The sequence below is a fragment of the Roseateles noduli genome (assembly GCF_050626985.1).
GTDB classification, from domain to species: Bacteria; Pseudomonadota; Gammaproteobacteria; order Burkholderiales; family Burkholderiaceae_C; genus Roseateles; species Roseateles noduli_A.
In genome coordinates, this window is record NZ_CP192463.1 from 4,588,940 (window position 1) to 4,610,425 (window position 21,486).

A 21,486-nucleotide genomic window follows, 5' to 3' on the forward strand; every position below is an offset into this window, starting at 1 on the left:
CTTCAGAACGACCACGCCACGCCGGCGACCCAGCGCTGCAGCGACGGGTCGCCGCGTTGCGGCAGCGAGCTGTAGAGCCGCGCGGCGCTGAAGCGCCAGTCCCCGACGGTGTAGGCCAGCCCGGCATTGGCGAAGCGGTACGAGCCGCTGCCATGCCCCCAGTTGGAGACCATGCCCCAGCCCACGTCCGCGGCCAGCGCATCGACGAGGCGGCGGTGCCAGGTCAGCTCGGCGATGGTCGCGCCGCGATGGCCCAGGTAGCCCCACGACGAGTACGCGGCCAGGTCCGGCGACACCGACACCGTCACCCCCCATTGCCCCCACGCGGGGGTATCCCAGAGCCCGCCGAGCGACAGCTCGCTGTAGCGCAGCCGGTTCGCGTTGACGCCGCCGGCGTAGGCGTAGTGGGCGCCGGACAGCGTGACGACGCGGCGGTCGTCGATCTGCCACCAGCGGGTCGCGGAGATGACCGCTTCCGCCTTCGCCCCGTTGGACATGTGCATCGTGCCGAGACCAAGGCCGAGGCTCCAGTTGCGGTCGTCGCGGTAGTAGAGGTCGGCGGTGGCGCCCGGATGGTCGCCGCTGAGGCTGTTGCCGCGCGAGACGCGTTCCGTCACGGCCGACACCGTGCCGCCCCAGTTCTGTGCGGCGGCCGCCCCCGACGCGATGAGGCCCGCCGCCAGGAGGGCGAGGGCTCGATCTGGATTTTTTCGGGGCATGGCAACCATCGGCGGCGATTCTGGCACCCATGAGGGACACTTCTGCAGAAATCAGTCGCCCATGTTTCAACCTGTTCCGAATGAAGCGGACACGGCCGCCGAGTCGCGTCTGCGTGCCTGGTTGCAGGCCGCCTCGGCCGGCGACCGGTCGGCTTTCGAGCAGCTGTACCGGCATTGCCAGCCGCGGCTGTCGCGCTTCGTGCTGCGCAGTTGCGGCCGGCCGGACCTGGCCGAGGAGGTCGTCAACGACACCTTGTGGATCGTGTGGCGGACCGCGGGCAATTTCCGCGGCGAGTCGCGGGTCTCGACCTGGATCCACGGCATCGCCTACCGCTGCATGCTGAAGGCGCTGCGCGACGGCGTGACGGCGCAGGAGATCAACGCCTCCTCGGTGAGCGAGGCGGAGCTGGCGATGGCCGAGCCCTCGGTCAACGAGTCCGCCGACCGCGAGTTGCGCGACTGGGTGATGCGCGGGCTGGCCGCGTTGCCGGTGGAACAGCGCGTGACGCTGGAGCTGGCGTACTACCTGGGCGAGACCTGCGAGGACATCGCCCGTATCATGAATTGCGCCACCGGCACCGTGAAGGCCCGCATGTTCCATGCGCGCGTCCGGCTGCGCAACGTGCTGCCCGAGCTGGGCGGCGAAGACCGCCCGGCCAGCGGCACCGAAGGACCGACCCGATGACTTCCCACGACGACGCCCCCTCCGACCCCACGGGACTGCCTGCCGGCGATCCGGCGATGGGTCAGCCGAACGAGCACCGCCAGGTGTGGGACGCGATCGCGTGGGTCGTGGCCGGCACGGCGACGCCCGAGCAGCGCCGCTTGGTGCAGGCGCATCTGCCGCACTGCGCGCATTGCCGCGATGAGCTGGAACTCCAGCGCAACATCCATCGCGGCATGCAGGATGCACCGCGTTCGGCGAGCGCCGCGGGTGCTGCCGGTGCCGCGGGCACGACGGTCAGCGACGCCGAGGAGGCCTCGATCCAGGCCGGCCTCGACCGCCTCTGGGCGCGCGACCGCGACGCGGGTCCGGCGACGCCGGTGGAAGGACGACGCGGCGCCTCGGCCAACGACGGCGGATCGCGCACGACGCGCTGGCTGACGGCGGCGGTGGCGGTGCAGGCGGTGGCGATGTGCGTGCTCGGACTGCGCCTGTGGAGCGACGGTCATCCGCCGGCCGACTATGTGACGCTGAGCCAGCCGGCCGCGCTGCCCGCCGGCGCGGTCGTGAGGCTGGTGCCGGAAGAGCGTGTGGACATGGGGCGGCTGCGGCAGGTGCTGACGCACCACGGCCTGAGGATCGTCGGCGCGGACGAGGACGCGAGCAGCCTGCTGCTGGCGCCGCTGCAGCCGGCGCCGGTGGCGGCCGTGCCCGCGATGGTGGAACGCCTGCGCGCGGAGCCGGGCGTGCTGCTCGCGGAGCCGGTCGGCGCCGCGGCGCCGGGACGCTGAGCGATGCCGTCGCCGATCGCGCGCCGCCTGCGGACCGTCGGCCCCATCGCGCTGGCCATCCTGGTCGCCGCGCTGGCGTCCGCGAATCCGACCCGTGCGGCGGAGGGCGGCGGCGACGCGTCCGCCGCGGCGTCATCGTCATCGTCATCGTCGGCGTCGGCGTCGGCGTTGGCGTCGGCGTCGGAATCGGGGTCGGGGTCGGCGCCAACGTCAACGTCAACGGCGACGGCAACGGCAACGGCCGTTACTGCCATCACCGCTGCCGCACCTTCGCCGGCGAAGGCGCCCTCTGAAGCCCGTCTGATCATCCTGGCCGTCGAGGACCGCGGCGAGCCGCTGCCTGGCGCCGGCGGGTCGGCGCGCGGCGACTATCGCCGGATGGCGGGCTACGCCGGCAGCGCGCGGGCCCTGGCGATGTCGGAGGCGCTCGCGCGCGAGTACGGACTGCGCGAGCAGTCCGCTTGGACCATCGCCCCGCTGAACCTGCGCTGCATGCTCTATGCGCTCGGCGCGGGCGATGACGTCGACGCGGTGCTGGCGCGGTTGCGCCAGGACGCCCGCGTCAAGCTGGCGCAGCCGCTCAACGAATTCGAGACGCTGAACGCCCCCGCGCCGGAAGCGCCGGTGCCTTCGCCGTCTTCGCCGTCTTCGCCGTCTTCGCCCTCTTCGCCGTCCGCACCGGCGTCCCCGCCTGCCTCAGCGCTGGGGGCGTCCGCGCCGATCTCGCTCTACAACGATCCCTACTTCGGCCTGCAGAAGGGCTTCCAGCAGATGTCCACGGCGGCGCTGCAGCAGGTGAGCGTCGGCGCGCGGGTGAAGGTCGCGGTGATCGACACCGGCGTCGATGCGCGGCATCCGGATCTGCTCGGCCAGGTGTCGGGTCAGCGGGACTACGTCGCCGGCGGCGGCGCGTTGGTCGATGCCGTGCCGGAGCGCCACGGCACCGAGGTGATGGGCCTCATCGTGGCGAAGGTGAACAACCACCAGGGCATCGTCGGCGTCGCGCCGGGCGCCGTGGTGACGAGCTATCGCGCGTGCTGGACGGACACCGCGCGGGCGGGCGCCAGCGCGGCCGCGGGCCCGGCGCCGGCGCGCTGCAACTCCTTCACGCTGGCGCAGGCGCTCGGCGCGGCGATCGCCGACGGCGCCGAGGTGATCAACCTCAGCCTGGGCGGTCCGAGCGATCCGCTGCTGACGAAGCTCGCGCAGCACGCCTTGTCGCGCGGCGCGGTGCTGGTGGCGGCGGCGCCGCCGGGGCGGCTCGGCAGGGGCTTTCCGAGCGAAGTGCCCGGCGCGCTGGTCGTGGCCAGCACGGGCGAGGCCGCGGGCTCCGAAGGCTGGCTCGCCGCGCCCGGCCGATCGGTCCTGACGACGGTGCCGGGCGGCGGCTACGACATCGATGCCGGCAGCTCGCTGGCCGCGGCGCATGCGACCGGCGTGATCGCGCTGCTGCGCGCGGCGGCGCCGGGCGCGGACGCGGAGCGGCTCAAACGCGCTCTGCTGGGCTCGATGGGCGTGTCCGGCTCGATCAATGCCTGCGCGGCGGCGCGGGCGCTCGGCGTGGCGGGCCTGCGTTGCGACACACCGGCGCGCAGCCTGCCCTGATCCGTGATCCCGGCCTGAGCGCGCGTCCCCTCGATGAGGGATTCGCCTGCGCGGCGATCTCCGTAGGCTTCGGCGTGCCACACGCACCCAGGGAGCACCGCATGACCACGTCGTCGCCGTCCTTCGATGTCTCGCAGCTGATCGGCTGGCCCTTCCGGGCCTTGACGCTGGCGCCGAGCCAGCTGACCCAGCCCATCCTGCCCATCACCTACAACATCAACGCGTTCAATTCGAGCGCGCCGCAGACCGAGGCCCGCATCGTCTCGCAGCACAGCTACGGGCGGCAGCTCGGCCGGCTGTCCGACGCGGTGCAGGCTTTGATGGACGTGCTGTATCCGGAGGGCGCGCCCGATGGCCCGAACGGGCCCCTCGCACGCTTCGAGCAGTTGCGCGAGGACATCGAGGCGCTCAAGGCCGACGGGGCGGAGGACCGGCTGGAGCGGGTCGCGCAGGATCTGAAGACCTTGCGGGCCACCGATCCCGATCGCTTCGAACGCATCCGGAAGACGCTGGCGCACGCGCTGCGCGACTGAACCGGACGGACGCCCGACGTGGCGTCACATGATCGGGCTACGCTGGGGGATCCCATGACCGTGAAGGCGGCGATGTACCCAGGCGAGCGCTTGAACGCCGGCACCCATCTCCTGGGGCTGCTGGCGGCCCTTCCCGCCGTCGCGTGGCTGGCGCATCAGGCGCTGGGCACGGGCAGCGGCCGGCGCTTCGCCGTCGCCTGCATCTTCGGCGCGGCCCTGATCGCGCTGTTCGCGGCCTCCACGCTCTGCCACAGCACCCGGGGCCGGTGGCAACGCTTGTGGGTCCGTCTGGACCACTGCGCGATCTTCCTGCTGATCGCCGGGACGATGACGCCGTTCGCGGTCCTGACCGGCGACGGCTGGTGGCGGTGGGTGGCCCTGGCGAGCGTCTGGATCGTGTCGCTGTGGGGCATCCGGCGCACTGTGTGGGGCGATGTCGAACGGCCCATGCTCAAGGTCTACCTGGCGATGGGCTGGCTGGCCACCATGGTGTGCATCCCCGCCCTGCAGGAACTGCCGGTGGCGTGCGTGACGCTGTTCGTCGCGGGTGCCGCCGCCTACACCGCCGGCACCTACTTCTTCGCCAATCCGGGCTGCAGTCGTCACGCCCACGGCATCTGGCACCTGTTCGTCGTGGCGGGCAGCGGTTGTCACTTCGGCGCAGTGGCGCACTGCGTGCTCGTCTAGCGGCGTCGTCCGCCGCCCTGCTCAGCGCAGGTAACCCGACACGCCATCCCACAGCAACTTGATGGCGGTGACCACCAGCAAGGCGTAGCAGGCCCTGTACATCTGGCGCTGATCCAGCCTGGCATGCAGGCGCCACCCCAGCCAGACGCCCGAGGGGATGGCCAGCAGGCAGATCGCCATCAGGCTCCAGACGGCGCCCGCCGGCTTGGCCAGCATCAGCCACGGGGCCGCCTTGAGCAGGTTGCCGACCGTGAAGAACAGGCTGGTCGTGCCCGCATAGACCTGCTTGCTCAAGCCGAGCGGCAGCAGATAGATCGCCAGGGGCGGTCCGCCCGAGTGGGCGACCATGGTGGTGATCCCCGAGGTCAGCCCCGCGGCGACGGCCTTGCGCGGCGACCGCGGCTGCACCACCACCTCGCCGCCTCGCACGAACCACAGGCCGACGAACACCAGCGTGATCACCGCCATCAGGATGGCGATTGCGCGATGGTCCAGCACGCGGAACAGCAGGTAACCCGCCCCGATGCCCACCACCAGACCGGGAACGAGCAGCTGCAGGTCCGGCCTGGACCAGGTCGACGGCTTCCAGTAGCGCAGGCTGAAGAGGTCCATCGCGATGAACAGTGGCGCGAGCAGGCCGCCCGCGGTCACCGGGTCCATCACGATCGACAGCAGCGGGATGCCGACGATGGCGAAGCCGCCGCCGAAGGCGCCCTTCATGAAGCAGATCAGGAAGACGCCGGCGAAGGCGACCAGGATGGTGGTGGCGGTCAGTTCCATGGGGTCGTCCTGGATCGCTCGTTCATTGCATTGAAGAAATTGTCATGGGTGCGTCGGGGGCGCGGCGACATCAGGCGTACCGCGCCTCCATGGCCGCGATCGCCGCGGCCAAGGCGTTCCTCAAGGTGCCACGGCCCACGCTGCCAAGCAGAAGACCCAGCAGCCGGCCCTTGAGGTTGCGGCCTTCGCGGACGACGACCGCCTCCAGCCGTGTCCTGCCGCCCGCCAACGGATGGAAGGTGTAGCTGTGTCCCGACCGGCCGCCCCAGACATTCGAATCCATCGTTGTCAGCACGACGCGGGTCGGGACGGACCAGTCGTAGTGCAGCCGCTCCCAGATGCTGGGCGAGCCCTCGGTGACGACCGCCTGCGTGCGCCCCTGACGATGCACCCGCAGGAAGTCGTCGGTGCTGAAGCGGAAGATCTTCGACCGACCCGGACCGAAGTCCGTGAGCCCGGCGATGAACTGCTCCGGCGTCAGCGTGGTGTCGAATTGGAATTTCAGTGTTGCCATCGTCGGCGCTCCTTGTCGCGAGAACGTCCTGATAACGTCCATGCATCGAAGACTACGGAGGCCGCCACCGCCTGCCATCCGACTGGTTCGGCATCGACGCCTCGTTCCAAAGTCGCAGACGGTCCCGGCCTGCCGCCGGCCGACCGTTCGATGCAGCCGGCACTTCGACGAAGGTCGGATGGCGCGCGCCCGTTCCTTGCGAAGAATGGGCGTCGAGTTCCGACGAGCATGACGATGAACACCAGCGACCACCTCCTCCTCGTCCACGGCGATCGCGCGCAGCGCGAGCAGCTGAAGGCCTACTTCGAGCAACACGGGATGCACGTGACGGCGGTCGCGACCGGACGTCATCTGCGCGCGGCGCTCGAGCAGTCGGGCCCGTTCGACCTGATCGTGCTCGACCTCGAACTGCCCGGCGACGACGGGCTGAACCTCTGCCGCGAGCTGCGCGGCGGCAAGCACCGGACGATGCCCATCCTCATGCTCTCCGCGCGCGGCGACGAAGTGGACCGGATCCTCGGGCTGGAGATGGGCGCCGACGACTACCTGGTCAAGCCGGTCGCGCAACGCGAGCTGCTGGCGCGCGTCCGCGCCGTCCTGCGGCGCACCCGCATGCTGCCGCCCAACATGCGGTCGACCGACACGGTCCCGCGCCTGGCGTTCGGCACCTGGAAGCTCGACACCGTCGAGCGCCACCTGCTCGACGACCAGGAGTCGATGGTGGATCTGAGCGGCGCCGAGTACCGGCTGCTGCGCGTGTTCCTCGACCATCCACAGCGCGTGCTCAGCCGCGACCAGCTGCTCGGCCTCACGCAGGGTCGCCCGACGGAGCCCTTCGAGCGCTCGATCGACCTGCTGGTCAGCCGCCTGCGCCTGCGCCTGCGGGACGACGCGCGCGAACCCCGCTACATCAAGACGGTGCGCAGCGCGGGGTACGTGCTCTCGATGGCGGTGGCGCCCTGCGCCTGAACGCGCAATGACAAGGCGCCGCACGAGGGCGACGCCTTGTCGGGCGCTCAGACAGCGCTCAGCGCAGGCTGGCGAAGCCCGTGCGCAGCTCGCGGACGAAGACCTCGGTCTGCTCCCACGCCGCGAAGTGCCCGCCCTTGTCCAGGCGGTTGAAGTGGATGAGCTGCTTGTAGGCGCGCTCCGTCCAGCTACGCGGCGCGGCGTAGATCTCGTCGGGGAACACGCTGACCGCGACGGGGATCGCGACCTGCTTGATCGCGAAGAACTCCAGCTTGTTCTCCCAGTAGAGCCGGGCAGAGGACACCGCCGTCTTCGTGAGCCAGTACAGCATCACGTTGTCGAGGATGTCGTCGCGCGTGAGTCCCTCGGCCTGGCCGTCGAACACGCGGGCGATCAGCGCCTGGCTGCGGGCATCGTGGTCGAGCATCCAGGCTGCCAGGCCGATCGGCGAGTCCTCCAGCGCATAGAGCGTCTGAGGCCGGTTGGACATCTCGAGCGCGTAACCCAGGCCGTGCTTGAAGAAGTCGTCGAGCTGGTCGAAGGCCTGCTGCTCGTCGGTCGACAGTCCCGCCGGCGCGGGCTCGCCGAGCTTCAGCGCGCGGGCCACATCGGGCGGCAGCGTCGCCGGCATGTTGACGTGGATGCCGATCAGCCCGGGCGGCGTGAGCAAGGCCATCTGCTCCGTGACCGCGTCGCCCCAGTCGCCGCCCTGGGCCACGTAGCGGGTGTAGCCGAGGCGGCGCATCAGCTCGACCCAGGCGCGGGCGATGCGCACGGGATCCCAGCCGGTCGTCCGCGGTTTGCCTGAGAAGCCGTGGCCCGGCAGGGACGGGATCACCACGTCGAACGCGTCTTCCGCGCGGCCGCCATGCGCCGTCGGATCGGTCAGCGGCTCGATGAGCTTGAGCTGCTCGACGACCGAGCCCGGCCAGCCGTGCGTCACGATCGCCGGCAGCGCGTTCGCATGTTTCGAGCGCACATGGATGAAGTGGATCTCCACGCCGTCGATGGTCGTGACGAACTGGGGATGACGGTTGAGGCGCGCTTCGAGACGCCGCCAGTCGTAGCCGTGCGTCCAGTAGCGGGCCAACTGCTGGACGGTCCTCAGGCGCACGCCCTGCGACGCATCGGTGACGGTCTCCGGCGTGGGCCAGCGCATCGATGCGATGCGCCGGCGCAGGTCGGCCAGATCCGCGCGTGCAAAGCTGGCGCGGAAGGGGCGGATCGCCGTGCTGTCGCCGATGGCGGCGTCCTTCAGCGCAGCCGCGTGGGCGCTGGCGGGCAGCCAGGGCAAGGCCATGTTGGAAGCGCCGACGACGGCGGCCGCCGCAAGCAGGCGGCGTCGGCTCGGGTATGTGTTCATGCTCGGTGGGTCCTCGGGAGTTCGGAGCCGCTAGGCTCGCGGATCCCGAGGGAGACCACATCCGACCTGACGCCGTCCGCCGCTGCGACCGAAGTCGTAGGCGGAACTGAACCCTCAGCCGCGCCGCAGGTGCTCGTGGCGCTCGAACAGGTCCACGGTCCAGTCGATGAAGACCCGCACCTTGGCGCTGAGGTAGCGGTTCGGCGCATAGAGGACGTGCACGGGGCTCTCGTCGGGATGCCACTCGTCGAGCAGCGACACCAGCCGTCCGTCCAGGACCGCCGCATCGATCGTGTAGCACGGCGCCTGGATCAGTCCCAATCCGGCGAGCCCCGCCGCCAGGTAGGCGTTCGTGTCGTTGACGACGAGCGTGTGCTCGAGCGTGAAGCGGTGCTGGACCCCGCCCCGCGTGAAGCGGAACGGCTGCACGCGCCCGCCCGATCCGCCCGCCAGCCCGACGGTGGGATAGAAGGGGACCTCTTCCGGAGACGTCGGCGTGCCGTGCTCGTCGAGGAAGGCCGGCGTCGCGCAGGTGGCGAAGCGGAAGCCGCCGATGCGCCTCGCGACGAGGAACTGCTCGCTGACCTCCCCCGCGCGGATCACGCAGTCGACACCTTCCGCGACCAGGTCCGTGTGGCGGTTGCCCACCCCCAGCTCGATCTTCACGTCCGGATAGGCGCGCCGGAAATCGCCGAGCGCCGGCACGAGCACCATCGTCGCGATCGCCGCGGGCACGTCGACACGCACGGTGCCGACCGGTTTCGCGCTCGACTGGCGGGTCGAGGACTCGATGTCGGCCAGATCCGACAACAGCCGCACGACACGTTCGTAGTAGGTCGCGCCCTCGGCCGTCACGGTGACGGCGCGGGTCGTCCGGTGCAGCAGGAGCACCTTCAGGTCCTGCTCCAGGCTCTGGATCTGGCGCGTCACGCTCGCGTTGGGCAGGGAGAGCGACTCCGCGGCCTTGGTGAAGTTGCCGGCCTCGACGACACGGACGAAGGCGTTCATTGCAGCGATCCGATCCATGGGGACCTCCGGACTCTCATGTGCGCGAACTCGATTAGATCGCCGCGGCGATCTTTGTCGAGATCACAAAAGCACTTTGGCGGTCAGCGTCTTGCTGCGCGGGGGGCTCCACTTCTAGAGTCGGCGCCATGACACCCCGTCGGCCGATGCCGGCGGCGCCAAGCATTCCGACCACTTCGCCAGGCAAGTCCATGATGTTCCCGTCCCAACCGCCCCATGTCACGACGCCCCGTTCCACGACGCCCCGGATCCGCGTCCTGGTCATGCATCCGGATCCCCTGCTCTGCGTGGGCATCACCGCCGCGCTCGGGGAGCACGGCGGCATCGACGTGTTCAAGGACGGCGTCGACGAGCGGCGGCAGGATCCGCCCATCGACGTCGTGGTCTCGGACCTGCAGGACGCCCTGCGGCTCGCGGCGCCGGGACAGCGCGCCCTGCAGCGCCTGGACGGCGCACGGGTCGTCGCTCTGACCAGCCACGGGCGCGAGGCCGACATCCGCGGTGCGATCGAGGCGGGCGTGCATGGCTACCTGCTGCTCGGCGGCCCGCTCAGCGAGCTGGTCGAAGGCGTGACCGCGGCGGCGCGCGGTCAGCGTTATCTGGGACTGACCGTGGCGCAGCGCATGGCCGACAGCCTGACGCGCACGGCACTGACCTCGCGCGAAACGGAAGTGCTGCGTCTCGTGGCCGCCGGCGAGTCGAACAAGACGATCGCGCGCTCCCTGGACATCGAGCTCGGCACGGTCAAGTCGCACGTGGGTGCCATCATGAGCAAGCTCGGCGCCAACTCGCGCACCCATGCGGCGGCCATCGCGCTGGCACGCGGCCTGGCGAACGATTTCGCGCCCATCGCGTAGCGCGGCGGGCCTCGGCGGATCGCGCTTGTACCGCCATGTATCGCGCGTCGGCGCGCATACAGGCTCTTGCTGAAAGCACGGGGCGGGGACAAACCCCAGATACCTGCGACGGATGAAATCCATCCCACGCCAACCCCAACCCTTCACTGGAGTCCGACATGACCACCGCCACGTCCCGCACCTTGTTCGCCGCCACCCTCATCGCCGCGACGCTCGCCGCCATCGCGCAACCCGCCGCCGCGCAGACCGCCGCGCTCCCCCGCGTGCAGGTCCAGGCCGACCTGATCCGCGCCCACGCGGCCGGCGACAACGGCGACTGGAAAGAGGATGCGCCGTTCTCGCGGACCAGCGACCTGGGTACGCCGCGCACGCGCGCCGAGGTGCTGGCCGAACTCGCCGCCGCGCAAGCGAGCGGCGAGCTCCAGCGCTCGCAGCGCGACAACTACGAGCCCGCGCTGACCGGCACGCCCAAGACCCGTCAGCAGGTCCGGGCGGAGACGTCCGAAGCGCGTCGCCTGGGCCTGCTGGACACCCAGGGCCATGACGGCCTCGTGATCGCGACACCCGAGCAGCTCGCCCGCATCGAGGCGGCCGGCCAACGCGCGCTCATCGTGACCACGGCCAGCGCCAGCCTGTCGAAGTGACACTATTTGTCGCGTCTGATGTCGGACGTGACAAAACCTGACCCTGAGCCCGATCCGCATACCGCGCAAATACCTCTTTGGGATTAGGGTCAGACGTCACGCGCTCGCGTTTTGCAACGCTGATCGCACTCTGTGACCAACCGCAACCGGCACGCTCTCTGCTTGAACGGGATGAAAGTCCACCCGGGTCAGGCGTTCGTGCGCGCTCCCCGGGTGTCTCGTTCTACGGACCTGCAGGAGCGCCATGCGCCACAACATTTCAGAGGCTGACCCGACGTCGGCATGCCCTTCCCCGCGAAGCCCCTGGGGAATCGTCTTCAGTGCCGTCGTCGCCCTCAGCGCCGCCGGCACGCTGGCAGGTTGTGGTGGTGGTGGCGGCGGCTCGGACGCAGGCGGCAGCCCGCCGGTGTCCGGCGCGCCGGCACCCGCGCCAGCGCCCGGTCCGGCCCCCGCGCCCCCGGCGTCCGCGCCCGTCGGCGACGAGCCCGAACTGCCCCCGCCCGCGCCCGCGCCGCCAAGCCTGCCCACCGGCGGCGACAGCGGCAGCCCCGCGACGCCCGCGCTGCCCCCGTCGCTGCAATCGCCCACCGGCCTGGACATCAGCAAGCCCGGCAAGGCCATCACCGGAATCACGGCGACGTCCAGCGCGCTGGAGAACAACGGCGACACCGCCCAGAAGACGCTCGACGGTGACCTGAACACGCGCTGGGCCAGCGCCTTCGACGACAAGGCCTGGATCCAGTTCGACTTCGGCGCCAAGACGCCGGTCGGCTACATGAAGCTGGTGTGGCAGAACGCGTATGGCAAGGAGTACGCGATCCAGGTCTCCGATGACGGCCAGACCTGGTACCAGCTGCGCTACGTGGCCGGCGGCAAGGGTGGGACCGAGGAGTTCTTCAACCTGAACGCCAACGCGCGCTACGTGCGCCTGCAGGGCGTGGCCCGCGGCACGCAGTACGGCTACTCGCTGCTCGAGGTCAGCTTCAGCTCGCCCGGCAGCGACAACACGCTGCCGATGCTCACCGCCTCGGCCGTGCCCACGCCGCCCGCGAACAGCACCGTCGTCACGCCGGCAACGCCGCCCACGCTGGAGCAGGTGCAGTTCACGCTGGCCGACGGCACGCTGGTGACCCGCTTCGGCTTCGTGGGCCGCTCGCGCCACGGACGCGAGCGCGGCGAGGACTGGAACGAGATCGGCTTCGGCCCCAACGACACCGTGGACGCCAACGGCAAGCCGCGGGACAAGGGCCCGGGCGCGTACCTCAACTTCATCGCCAACTACTTCAAGAACCGCACCTGGGGCGTCGAGTTCATCGACAACAGCCGCGTGGCCGGCGTCACCAAGCCGAGCATCATCGTCAACCAGTACTACCAGCAGGCGCAGCGCGGCGGCGGTCATTCCTTCTTCCGCCGCATCGATGATCCGAACGTCACCGGCTACGGCTGGATGTCGCCGGGCCGGCTGCTGGACAACACCACCTACACGGACGGATTCGTCGACAAGACCTCCTGCCCGGTGGTGCCCAAGCCGCCCGAGGGCGCACTGGCCCGGCCCACCACGGGCTACGGCGGCATCGTCGGCGCGAACGACGGCTGCTCCGTGGTGCTGGACAACGTGCCCGGCCACTCGGACCTGGCGCCCAATGCCAACGGCGTGATGGTGCCCAACGGCGTCAACATCCCGTCGCGCAACCTCAAGGTGGGCGACGCGATCGAGTTCACCGGCTCGTTCTTCTCCAGCCGCGCGGCGATGGACGCGATCCAGGACAACGGCAACTTCCGCTACTACACCAACGAGGTGACCTATGTGGTGGGCAGCGGCCTGCGTCCGCAGTACGGCATCCAGCCGCGGCTGAACAACGCGCCGCTGCCGGTCGAGACGCTGTCGGGCGGCACCGGGTCGATCTCCTACGACTACGCGGACAACTCGACCTTCATGTTCCAGCAGCCGAATACGCAGATCGGCATGAAGAACATGCAGACCTTCGTCGAGGGCCGGCGCTGGTTCCACACCAACATGTGGACCGGCGATCACAACGAGCAGGGCAACGATCGCAACACCGACGCGGTGAAGCTGCAGGGTCCGCGCTTCAACCAGACCAACTGCTTCGGCTGCCACATCAACAACGGCCGCAGCCTGGCGCCGCAGGTGCTCAACCAGCGCCTGGACACCATGGCCGTGCGCGTGGCCGCGCTGGACGGCAACGGCAAGCAGCTGCCCCACCCGGTCTACGGCGAGGCCGTGCAGATGAACGCCCGCTCGCTCACCACCGGCGCGGCGCAGGACTGGGGCAACGGCGTGCGCGTCGCCGGCTTCGACACGAAGAACGTCACGCTGGCCGACGGCACCGTCGTGACCTTGAGCAAGCCCAAGGTCAGCTTCGACGGCCCGACGCCGACGGTGTACTCGCTGCGCAGCGCGCAGCCCGTGATCGGCATGGGTCTGCTGGAGGCGATCACCGACGCGGACATCCTGTCGCGGGTGCGCAGCACGCCGGACGAGGACGGTGTGAAGGGCCAGGCCAACCTGGTCTACGACCCGGAGACCGGCGCCGTGCGCGTGGGTCGCTACGGCTGGAAGGCGGCCAAGGTGAGCCTGCGTCACCAGACGGCCAATGCGCTGCTGCTGGACATGTCGGTCACGTCCCCGGTCTACCCGAACCGCGACTGCCTGGCCGGCCCGGCCCAGTGCAACAACAAGAAGGTGGAGAAGGGCGTGTCCGAGGCCGAGCTGCAGCTGCTCTCGCGCTACGTGGCCCAGCTGGGCGTGCCGGCGCAGCGCAGCGTGGTCAGCGGCTTCCCGAAGGGCGTGACGCCGCTGTCCTATCTGGACGTGGATCCGGTGAAGGTCGCGGCGGGCTCGAAGGTGTTCTCCACCATCCGTTGCACGGCCTGCCACATCGCCGAGATGAAGACGGGCGCGGGCACCGAGCTGGCCGAGATGCGCAACCAGATCATCAAGCCCTACACCGATCTGCTGCTGCATGACATGGGCAGCGAGCTGGCCGACAACTTCGCCGAATCGCAGGCGAGCGGCAGCCAGTGGCGCACGTCGGCCCTGTGGGGCATCGGGTACACCGAGCGCGTGGCGGGCACCGGCGTGAAGGTCGGTTATCTGCACGACGGCCGCGCCCGCACGCTGACCGAGGCGGTGCTGTGGCACGGCGGCGAAGGCGACGCCAGCCGTCAGCGCTTCGTCAAGCTGAGCACGGCGGACCGGGAGGCGCTGCTGGCGTTCCTCAACTCGCTCTAAGGGTCGGACGGGGAGGAGACTCCCCCGCCCAGGCGACGGCCTGGTGCGCAACCCGCGGCGGAGAGACGCTCATGGCGTCTTCGAGCTGGGGGGGGTGCACCAGGCTGTTTCTTTTGGGCACTCCGTCTGGCCTCGACCCGGCCCCATTCAACGCCCCATTCCGCAGTTCACGACACGCCGGGCCATTCGATCGGGCTCTCCTCATACAACGCCTCCTCGGACAGACGGAGGAATGACATGCAGGCAGATCTCGACGTGGCGACGAGCGCCGACTATGCGCCGGCCACCACCCGGAAGAAGACGAGTTACCTGAAGGCCAACGTGGCCACCGTAGCCGCCATCGCGATTGCCGCGACGGCGTCGTGGATCACCGCCATGGCCTTCGTCGAAGCCTATGGCATCGGCGCGAGCCACTTCGGTCAGTCGACCGACTTGGCCAAGCGGGCAGGTCCGGGCGTGGAGCTGTTCGTCCTCGATGGCGTTGCGCTCGTGGTCGTTGCAGTCCTTGCGCGGCTGGCAGTTCGGGGATTCCGCGCCGGGCGGTGAACGCGCGACGCGGCCAGGCTGATCGCCGCTGCCGGAGGTCCGTGGACCTGTGGCGCGACGTTCCGTTGGCCCGCATTGCGCCCCATCCGACGCATTCGACGTCTCGTCGCTTTCGCCGCGCAATGCCTGGCCCCCTCACCGACCATCGCCGCTTCTTCCATGCAAGGAGCGAGCGATGTCCCTCACCACCGCCACGGGCACGCGCCGCACCCGCGCGCTGATCACGATCCTGGTCGCGGTGCTCGAGCTCGCGCATCTCGCGTGGCAGTGGACGCACGGCGGCATCGTCAGCCATCACCTGCTCGCCAATCCCGACCTGCCGTCCGTGTCCAACGGCTGGGGCATCGTGGCCCTGCCGGCGTTGGCGTGGATCCTCTCCGGCCGTTTCCTGCGCCGAGCGACCTCCGGCCCGGCGACACGCGCCATCCTGATCGCCGCGCTGGGCGCCGCCTGCGCGGGCATCGGACTGTCGCTGGCCTTCAGCCTCGGAACGCCCGATCACGCCGCGGTCGTGCTTCTCGCGATCCTGCTCAGCGGCGTCGCGTTGCCCACGTATCGCGCGGAGTACCTGCTCGGCTTCGTGCTCGGCATGGCGTGGACCTTCGGCCCGATCCTGCCGATCCTCGTTGGCTCGGTGCTGGCGCTGAGCTCGTTCCTCGTCCGCCGGGTGGCGTGGCCGGCGTTGGGCTGGGCGGTGGCGCGGCTGCGGACGTGACTCCTTTACCGCCAGGATGTCATCGACCCCTCGTCGGCGCCCGCGTCCTGCTTGGAGGGGTCATGGCATCCTTCAGTCCGCATCCCAGCAGAACCTCCAGGGAGCTGATAACAAAGTTTCGAACTCCGTCGCCTATGAAAGCGAAGTCGACTTCTAGGAAATATGGAGCTGCAAAGTGTTGAACTTTGGATGCCGTTCGATTCGCATGGCGGCGGAGGCCAATGTCAATGTTTCGAACGAGCCCGCTGCAGTCTGACGGCCAGGTAGAGCAAAAGTTGGCCGCTTGCATTCAGGGACTGAGCCATATTTTTGCAACCCGCCCAGGCCAAGAGACGCTGCAACTATGGCGACGCAGGCAGCGCTCCGCCCCCAAGATCAATGAGCATGCGATCAACAACTGCTTCCTCGGCTACCCTCACATCGAGCGCCATCATCTGCGCCGACAGCTCATCATCCCAGCTTGCTGCGACCATGGCGCCGGCCAAAGACACCGGCGTCGTCACTGTCGCGGTGGCGCTCACATAGTCGTCCGCACTCATCCGCCATGGCCGCGCCGAGTGTTCACGGATAACTAGGTTGGCTATCCCGATACCGGGCCAATCAAAGTCTCCGTGGTACCAAAGGCGTGCACCCGCTGCGGCCAACTGGGACAGCAGCGTGCGCTGGGCTGCACCAGGCATTCCGTCCGTGCAAACCAACGGCGCGCAATCGTGTCTCAGCTGATCGGCTGCGATCGCCACGATGTTGGGGTTCTCGCAGACGAAGACGTCTCGCTCTGCCACGTTCCACGCTGGGGTCGACCTCAACAGCCAGCGAAGTGAAATGAAATCGGGTTCGCCGAGCGGTCCGAGCTGGTGCCGCCCAGCACTTTGATCGCTTGGAACCACCGGCAAGTTCAGAAACAGTGCCGGCCGTGCCAGTTCATTGACCACTACACCCGCTGTCGCCCATGTCTCGCGACGATCTTCTTCGATGTCCTGTTCCTCGTCGCTGGCGCGCCGTGCGTGGCGGAGAACGGCTAGGACAATCGAGGACTCAGGCCGCCCGGGGTCCAGCGCGTGAGCGTCACCCAAGACCGCCGCAGCTAATTGCGAGCGTGTCATCCCGTTGGCCGGAAGGAATTTGAGAACCAGCTCGACGCGGCTCAGAAGTTGAGCGGCGACCTGGGTTCGCGTCCCCGAATAACGCTTCACAAGCCCCCGGTTCAGCGCGCTCGCCAGCCATGACGACAGGGAATGGTTGCTAACGCCCTCGAAGACCGCAGCCCAGCCAGCGCGCTGCTCGTCTGCGAGCGCTGCGCGATTGACTATCTGCCCGTCCAGCTTCTCTAGCGCGTCTCGCAACGAGCTCGCCAAGCCCGCTTCCACGAGCATCGCGTCCACCGTGGACACATCGAGCGTGAAAGAGTTCGTAGCACGCGTGGCCGCGCCTGTCAGCGCTGCCAGCGCCGTTCGCTCGTGTGGTACCAGATTGAGCAAACGCACCTGCCTTGGCAAGTTGCCCTCGTCCTCGAGACGGCGCCTCAGTCGCTGACGCAGTAGAGCCAGATCTGGCGAACCAAGCAAACGATGGAGGCGAGAGTCGGCGGTCATGGACGCGCTGGGAAACGGTTGTCAGGGTCGGGCTGCTGTTTCTTGGCCTTCCCGTCCCAGGTCCAGCGCGAGACGAAGACAGCGTCTACATCGTCCCTGCGCTGGAGCTGGCAGATGGATACGCCGGGCAATTCTGCATAGCAGGCCCATTCGCGCTCGCTGGTGATGATGAAGTCCAGATCGAACTCGCGGATCAGGGCCATGCAGTGCGCCCGAGCGGCGTCGTCAATGCCGGCAAATGCCTCATCTAGCAGCATGAGCCTGGGAGCCGTCGCGCCCTCCGCGCGGCCGTAGAAGCTCGCGACGGCGGCAAAGAGTGGCACCGTCAGACCCAGAGCGCGCTCGCCGCTTGAAGCCGGTCCGGACAACTTCTTCCACTGATTGGCCTGCCAACGCTCGACCTTGAAGCGATGCCACTTGCGGTAGTCAAGGGCGCGAGCCAGCTGGTCGCTGAGCGAGGTGCTCGCCTGAGCACCTGACTCAGCCAGCTCTCGTTCCGCCTTGATGCGCTCCTGCAGCATTCGACCGACGACCTCTCGGTCCTCCGTCGACCACAGGTCAGAGGATTTGTTCAAGAGACGCTTGCGGGCTTCGGTCAGCCCCAAGGGGGCGCCTTCCGCCTCAGACAACGGCTCCCAGAGCAATCTGAACTTCACGCCAGTCGATGTCGGTCGCTTCTTCAGTTCCTCGTTGATTGCGCTTACGTGGTCGTCCGCCATCTTGAGCAAGCGCTGCACCTCGGCAGCGATCTCCGCCTGAAGATGGTCTTCTAGGATTTCCTTTTCTTTGTTGGTTAGCAGCTCGCTGCGGTCAGCGATCTCGCGTTCGAGCAACTTGACCAGGCGGCCGGGCTGCTCGGACTTGTTTTGATAGACCACGCGAACGACCAGGCCGAAGTCGGTCTGCTCGCCCGTGCATTGGTAACCCAAGCCAGACAGCGCGGTCTGCAGGGCGCTCAGGTCATCGTTGATGTGCTTCTGTACCTTGTGCCAGGCATCGTCGCTATCGTTGACGTGCGCGAGCGCCTGCTCGAGTCGCCGCGCCAGAGTCAGCGCCGGCTCGACAGTCCAGGGGGCGACAGATTCCGGTACCGCAATCTCGGGCGCTCCGGCAGCCAAGATGCCGCTGACCGCAAACTGCTGCAGCTGGGACACCACAGTCGCACGTGTTGTCGTCTGCGCGTTCAGTTCCGCCTGCTTGTTTTCGAAGTGCTGGGCTGCGATGGCTCTCCTCTCGCCAGCTCGCTTATTGGCATCACGTGCGCCGTCTTGCGTTTCCTCACACCGCCCGACCAGCAGCCTCAGGCGTTCGAGTTCAGCCATCAACTCCTTAACTTTCAATCCAACGGTCGACTCCAGCGTTCGAAGCTCCGCGTCAGCCATGGTCAATTCTTCTTGCCGCTGGAACTCCTTTCCAGACGCCTCTTCGAGCGCTGCCTGGGCCTCGTCGCGTCGCTGCTCTTGCAGCGCAAGCTCCGGTCGAAGCGTCCTCAGCGCTTGGGCGGCGTCAAGGAACTTTGTCAGCCTAGCTTCGTAGGTCAGCAATGCTTCCTCGATGGCCGCCAGGGCTTCCGCCTTAGTCGGCAAGCACAAGTCAGCAGCATCCAATTCCAGCTTGTTGATGGCCGCATCAAGGTGTTCCTTGACTTCGGCGAGTTCGCGCTCGGTTTGGTCGAGCCGGACGGCGGAACGTCTCTCGCTTTCAATCACCGCAACGCACTTGTGATGCCAAGACCGCACCAGCGACTCGGAGGGCGCGGACTGCAACTCAGAGCGCGCGGCATCCTTGCGAGCGGTGATCGCCTCGATGCTGGCCTCCAATGAGGCTACCGTCTGGTCAAGCTCGTCCAGCAAAGCGTCGATCTCCGCGATCCGGCGTGCCCGCGCCAGCGCTCTGGACGTGGCGCCGATATAGGAGGCCTCCGACTTGTGCCAAGCCCCGGAAACCGGGCCAATTCGATAGCGCCCGTTAAGACCGATCCACGCTTCGTCTCCGGAGTCAGCCTCATCGCAGGCGATGCCTTGGAGCAAGCGTTGCACAACGTCGGCCGAAGTGGTTTGACCCTCGACGGAAACAGGCACCAGCCAATGCGCCAGTGAGCTCACTTTGGGAGCTCGAGCCACCAACGTCGTGTCAAGCACCGCCATCTCGCCATCTGCCGCTACCAGTTCCCCGTTCGGAGATACCCAGGCATCCAGGATTCCCGAAGCCTCTAGCGCCGCTTCCAGCGGTGCCCGCTTCTCAACGGGTAGCCTCTCTGCAAAGTCGACCAGTTTCCAGAACGGTGATCCGTCCCGCTGAGCACGCGCCTGTGGATCTCTGGCCGTCGGCGCCGGTGGCTCGGGGTCAGTTCCGAGCAGCAGCGCTTTGCGTTCGGTCTGCAAGGTTTGGAGCTGACGCTGGGCGGATTGGCGCTCCGATTTGATCGCCGCCTCGTCGTCGGACAAAGTGACCACGGCCGAGGCATGGGCTGCGTCCAGGGCTTGCCGGCCTGGATGTTCCGGCGGCACGTTAAGTACCCACTCGCCGATTGCCGTCAACGTGTCGTCCTGGTCGACGCGAAGCTCACGCAGCTTGCCAAGATGTTCGCTCCAAGACTCGACGTGTGAGCGCCCTTCTTGGTCAAACTTCTCCTCGGTCTCAGCGCGCTCCTCACGGGCTGCCTGGAGGTCATCAAGCGCTTCGTCGCGTCGTCGCTGGCGACCATCGAAGTTGGCGCGCTGACGGTCCACTGCAGCCATCAGTGTGCGAACCACGCTCAATCCCTTGCGGCGCTCCGTGGCAACACCGTGCAACGCGGCTCGCTCCCGCTCGTAGGCGCTAGGCTCGAGCGTGTGCAAGTGGGCGCCGCCCGTCACGAGAAGCACGTTTTCGAGCACGTCATCCCGGAGCTTCGCTGAACTGGCCGCCGTCAGACTCTCCCCGGAAGCCAAGTCAGCGCTCTTGACATGCACGTCCACGCGGTTTGAGTACTCCTGAAACCGCGATGAGGCGGCGTCCGCATTCTTCCTGGCTTGCTCCACGGCCCTCGCGGCTTCTGCGAGTTCACTCCTGCTGCGCGTGACCTGTGCTTGAGCGCGGTCAAGGCGCGTGGCATCCGCGTTGGCAGGGTCTTCCTTCAGCACTTCCCACGACTTGCGGGCATCTACGAGGGCGAGATCGGCCTGCGCCTCGTCCGCGATGGCGATCCGCTCCTCTTCCGCTGCTTCGACGGCCTTCTCCTCGGCATCGTTGCGGGCCTTGCTTGCGTTGTCAAAGTCCGTATTAGCCTTTCGCAGCAGCCTTGCCTCGCGTCGAGTCCGCGTTGCTGCATAGGCCCGGTAGCGTTGCTCGAAATGCCGCACCGCCACCGACAGCGCGTTGTACTGCTCTAGCGTTTGACGCTCGTCCTCGAGCTTTCCGAGGGCATCGGCGACATCCACCAGCATGTTGTCAGCGATCGGCGGGAGTGCCTGAGTCAGCGCCCCAGACAACGCGGCCTCATCGGGCTTCTTCGACAGCTGGGGCTGACGCAACTGGATCAACGTGTCGATGAGCGCGTCATAGCGAGCCGTGCCAAGCCCGAACAGGCGTTCATCGACGGCCCGGCGATAGGCAGTGGCCGTTGGATAGATCTGCCCGTGGCCTTGGATGGCTCCTTTCAGGCGCTCTTTGTTGAGCACCTGCCGCTCCGTCGACAACAGCCAAAGATCGCGGTTCATGCGCGGCGAGTTGGAGCCCCCGTCCAGCATGAAATACCAGGCATCCGGCTGAGGTTTGGCCGCAGTCGCCAGCATCCCAGCGCCCAGCGTTACGAACTCAGGCTCGCCAGTTGCCGTGAGGCAGCCGAACTCGATCCAGGCGTAGCCGATGCGCCGGTCATAGGCATTGCCCATCAAGAGGTTCCACGACATCTTCTTGCCACCGTCGCCGTCCGGTTCGATGCGTGACGATTTCAAGTTCGCATCCAGCAGGAAAGGCATCGTCAGAGAGAGAACCTTGGACTTGCCCGTGCCGTTGTTGCCTCTCAGAAGCAAATGCCCATCGTTGAACCAGAACTCTTCACTGTCGTAGTGGAACAGCGCGATCAGACCCAGCCGAAGCGGCTTCCACCTCCGCGTCGTTGGCATGGGCAGATCGACGGCCCGCGCCTCTTGAACATCAATCATGGTCAAACTCACCAGACAGAAGACTAGGGAAGGTCTGCAAAACCTCTGGTCGCCCCGACTGGCGATTTGATCGTCGGTCG

General features: G+C 68.0%; 18 protein-coding genes. 11 read left to right on the forward strand and 7 right to left on the reverse strand.

Annotation, left to right across the window (positions count from 1 at the left end):
- Positions 1-2: 2 nt before the first annotated feature.
- Positions 3-719, reverse strand: a complete 717-nt coding sequence (locus ACQ4L4_RS19910) for a hypothetical protein (protein WP_431100617.1) — start codon at positions 717-719, stop codon at positions 3-5.
- A gap of 61 nt (positions 720-780) precedes the next feature.
- Between ACQ4L4_RS19910 and ACQ4L4_RS19915 the strand changes: the two genes are divergently transcribed.
- The 5 genes from ACQ4L4_RS19915 (at position 781) to trhA (ending at position 4,999) form a co-directional block, all read left to right on the forward strand.
- Positions 781-1,404, forward strand: a complete 624-nt coding sequence (locus tag ACQ4L4_RS19915; RefSeq protein WP_377159314.1) for an RNA polymerase sigma factor — start codon at positions 781-783, stop codon at positions 1,402-1,404.
- On the forward strand, positions 1,401-2,174 hold the full coding sequence (locus tag ACQ4L4_RS19920; RefSeq protein WP_431100618.1) for a zf-HC2 domain-containing protein: 774 nt from the start codon (positions 1,401-1,403) through the stop codon (positions 2,172-2,174). Before ACQ4L4_RS19915 ends, ACQ4L4_RS19920 begins: the two co-directional genes overlap by 4 nt.
- A 3-nt stretch (positions 2,175-2,177) precedes the next feature.
- Positions 2,178-3,779: a S8 family peptidase gene (locus ACQ4L4_RS19925; protein ID WP_431100619.1), complete on the forward strand. Its 1,602-nt coding sequence runs from the start codon at positions 2,178-2,180 to the stop codon at positions 3,777-3,779.
- A gap of 101 nt (positions 3,780-3,880) precedes the next feature.
- Positions 3,881-4,312 carry a hypothetical protein gene (locus ACQ4L4_RS19930; RefSeq protein WP_431100620.1) on the forward strand — a complete coding sequence of 144 codons (432 nt, stop codon included), beginning with the start codon at positions 3,881-3,883 and terminating at the stop codon, positions 4,310-4,312.
- A 54-nt stretch (positions 4,313-4,366) separates the two neighbouring features.
- Positions 4,367-4,999, forward strand: coding sequence for a PAQR family membrane homeostasis protein TrhA (trhA, locus tag ACQ4L4_RS19935; RefSeq protein WP_431100621.1), 633 nt, complete (start codon positions 4,367-4,369; stop codon positions 4,997-4,999).
- Positions 5,000-5,020: 21 nt separating this feature from the next.
- On the opposite strand, the gene ACQ4L4_RS19940 is transcribed toward trhA, so the two are convergent.
- Positions 5,021-5,779, reverse strand: coding sequence for a sulfite exporter TauE/SafE family protein (locus tag ACQ4L4_RS19940; RefSeq protein ID WP_431100622.1), 759 nt, complete (start codon positions 5,777-5,779; stop codon positions 5,021-5,023).
- 70 nt (positions 5,780-5,849) lie between these two features.
- A complete protein-coding gene (locus ACQ4L4_RS19945) occupies positions 5,850-6,293 on the reverse strand; it encodes a hypothetical protein (protein WP_431100623.1) in 444 nt (147 codons plus the stop codon).
- Between the two features lie 234 nt (positions 6,294-6,527).
- Here ACQ4L4_RS19945 and ACQ4L4_RS19950 point away from each other — a divergent pair, with 234 nt between their 5' ends.
- Complete coding sequence (locus ACQ4L4_RS19950) at positions 6,528-7,262, forward strand: response regulator (protein WP_377159300.1); 735 nt, start codon at positions 6,528-6,530, stop codon at positions 7,260-7,262.
- 58 nt (positions 7,263-7,320) lie between these two features.
- Here the strand turns inward: ACQ4L4_RS19950 and ACQ4L4_RS19955 are convergent, their stop codons facing one another.
- Both ACQ4L4_RS19955 and ACQ4L4_RS19960 read right to left on the reverse strand, forming a co-directional pair.
- The gene (locus ACQ4L4_RS19955; protein WP_431100624.1) at positions 7,321-8,625 is read right to left on the reverse strand and encodes an epoxide hydrolase family protein; all 1,305 of its coding nucleotides are present in this window, start codon (positions 8,623-8,625) and stop codon (positions 7,321-7,323) included.
- Between the two features lie 114 nt (positions 8,626-8,739).
- Positions 8,740-9,633 carry a LysR substrate-binding domain-containing protein gene (locus ACQ4L4_RS19960; RefSeq protein WP_431100625.1) on the reverse strand — a complete coding sequence of 298 codons (894 nt, stop codon included), beginning with the start codon at positions 9,631-9,633 and terminating at the stop codon, positions 8,740-8,742.
- Positions 9,634-9,914: 281 nt separating this feature from the next.
- Between ACQ4L4_RS19960 and ACQ4L4_RS19965 the strand changes: the two genes are divergently transcribed.
- The 5 genes from ACQ4L4_RS19965 to ACQ4L4_RS19985 all read left to right on the forward strand — a co-directional run bounded on the left by ACQ4L4_RS19965 (position 9,915) and on the right by ACQ4L4_RS19985 (position 15,666).
- Positions 9,915-10,508 carry a LuxR C-terminal-related transcriptional regulator gene (locus ACQ4L4_RS19965; protein WP_431100626.1) on the forward strand — a complete coding sequence of 198 codons (594 nt, stop codon included), beginning with the start codon at positions 9,915-9,917 and terminating at the stop codon, positions 10,506-10,508.
- 158 nt (positions 10,509-10,666) lie between these two features.
- A complete protein-coding gene (locus tag ACQ4L4_RS19970; protein ID WP_431100627.1) occupies positions 10,667-11,152 on the forward strand; it encodes a hypothetical protein in 486 nt (161 codons plus the stop codon).
- 244 nt (positions 11,153-11,396) lie between these two features.
- A complete protein-coding gene (locus tag ACQ4L4_RS19975; RefSeq protein ID WP_431100628.1) occupies positions 11,397-14,405 on the forward strand; it encodes a di-heme oxidoredictase family protein in 3,009 nt (1,002 codons plus the stop codon).
- Positions 14,406-14,642: 237 nt separating this feature from the next.
- A complete protein-coding gene (locus ACQ4L4_RS19980) occupies positions 14,643-14,951 on the forward strand; it encodes a hypothetical protein (protein ID WP_431100629.1) in 309 nt (102 codons plus the stop codon).
- 175 nt (positions 14,952-15,126) lie between these two features.
- Positions 15,127-15,666, forward strand: a complete 540-nt coding sequence (locus ACQ4L4_RS19985) for a hypothetical protein (RefSeq protein WP_431100630.1) — start codon at positions 15,127-15,129, stop codon at positions 15,664-15,666.
- A gap of 341 nt (positions 15,667-16,007) precedes the next feature.
- Here the strand turns inward: ACQ4L4_RS19985 and ACQ4L4_RS19990 are convergent, their stop codons facing one another.
- Both ACQ4L4_RS19990 and ACQ4L4_RS19995 read right to left on the reverse strand, forming a co-directional pair.
- Positions 16,008-17,258 carry a TIGR02679 family protein gene (locus ACQ4L4_RS19990; RefSeq protein ID WP_431100631.1) on the reverse strand — a complete coding sequence of 417 codons (1,251 nt, stop codon included), beginning with the start codon at positions 17,256-17,258 and terminating at the stop codon, positions 16,008-16,010.
- Positions 17,255-21,406, reverse strand: coding sequence for a TIGR02680 family protein (locus ACQ4L4_RS19995; protein ID WP_431100632.1), 4,152 nt, complete (start codon positions 21,404-21,406; stop codon positions 17,255-17,257). Before ACQ4L4_RS19995 ends, ACQ4L4_RS19990 begins: the two co-directional genes overlap by 4 nt.
- Positions 21,407-21,486 lie beyond the last annotated feature (80 nt).

Bases quoted from the DNA above. Each gene is read 5' to 3' on its own strand.
- ACQ4L4_RS19930 (WP_431100620.1), top strand. From the start codon at position 3,881: ATGACCACGTCGTCGCCGTCCTTCGATGTCTCGCAGCTGATCGGCTGG.
- ACQ4L4_RS19970 (WP_431100627.1), top strand. From the start codon at position 10,667: ATGACCACCGCCACGTCCCGCACCTTGTTCGCCGCCACCCTCATCGCC.
- ACQ4L4_RS19965 (WP_431100626.1), top strand. From the start codon at position 9,915: ATGCATCCGGATCCCCTGCTCTGCGTGGGCATCACCGCCGCGCTCGGG.
- ACQ4L4_RS19945 (WP_431100623.1), bottom strand. From the start codon at position 6,293: ATGGCAACACTGAAATTCCAATTCGACACCACGCTGACGCCGGAGCAG.
- ACQ4L4_RS19995 (WP_431100632.1), bottom strand. From the start codon at position 21,406: ATGATTGATGTTCAAGAGGCGCGGGCCGTCGATCTGCCCATGCCAACG.
- ACQ4L4_RS19925 (WP_431100619.1), top strand. From the start codon at position 2,178: ATGCCGTCGCCGATCGCGCGCCGCCTGCGGACCGTCGGCCCCATCGCG.
- ACQ4L4_RS19980 (WP_431100629.1), top strand. From the start codon at position 14,643: ATGCAGGCAGATCTCGACGTGGCGACGAGCGCCGACTATGCGCCGGCC.
- ACQ4L4_RS19960 (WP_431100625.1), bottom strand. From the start codon at position 9,633: ATGAACGCCTTCGTCCGTGTCGTCGAGGCCGGCAACTTCACCAAGGCC.
- ACQ4L4_RS19940 (WP_431100622.1), bottom strand. From the start codon at position 5,779: ATGGAACTGACCGCCACCACCATCCTGGTCGCCTTCGCCGGCGTCTTC.
- trhA (WP_431100621.1), top strand. From the start codon at position 4,367: ATGACCGTGAAGGCGGCGATGTACCCAGGCGAGCGCTTGAACGCCGGC.
- ACQ4L4_RS19910 (WP_431100617.1), bottom strand. From the start codon at position 719: ATGCCCCGAAAAAATCCAGATCGAGCCCTCGCCCTCCTGGCGGCGGGC.
- ACQ4L4_RS19915 (WP_377159314.1), top strand. From the start codon at position 781: ATGTTTCAACCTGTTCCGAATGAAGCGGACACGGCCGCCGAGTCGCGT.
- ACQ4L4_RS19950 (WP_377159300.1), top strand. From the start codon at position 6,528: ATGAACACCAGCGACCACCTCCTCCTCGTCCACGGCGATCGCGCGCAG.
- ACQ4L4_RS19920 (WP_431100618.1), top strand. From the start codon at position 1,401: ATGACTTCCCACGACGACGCCCCCTCCGACCCCACGGGACTGCCTGCC.
- ACQ4L4_RS19955 (WP_431100624.1), bottom strand. From the start codon at position 8,625: ATGAACACATACCCGAGCCGACGCCGCCTGCTTGCGGCGGCCGCCGTC.
- ACQ4L4_RS19990 (WP_431100631.1), bottom strand. From the start codon at position 17,258: ATGACCGCCGACTCTCGCCTCCATCGTTTGCTTGGTTCGCCAGATCTG.
- ACQ4L4_RS19985 (WP_431100630.1), top strand. From the start codon at position 15,127: ATGTCCCTCACCACCGCCACGGGCACGCGCCGCACCCGCGCGCTGATC.
- ACQ4L4_RS19975 (WP_431100628.1), top strand. From the start codon at position 11,397: ATGCGCCACAACATTTCAGAGGCTGACCCGACGTCGGCATGCCCTTCC.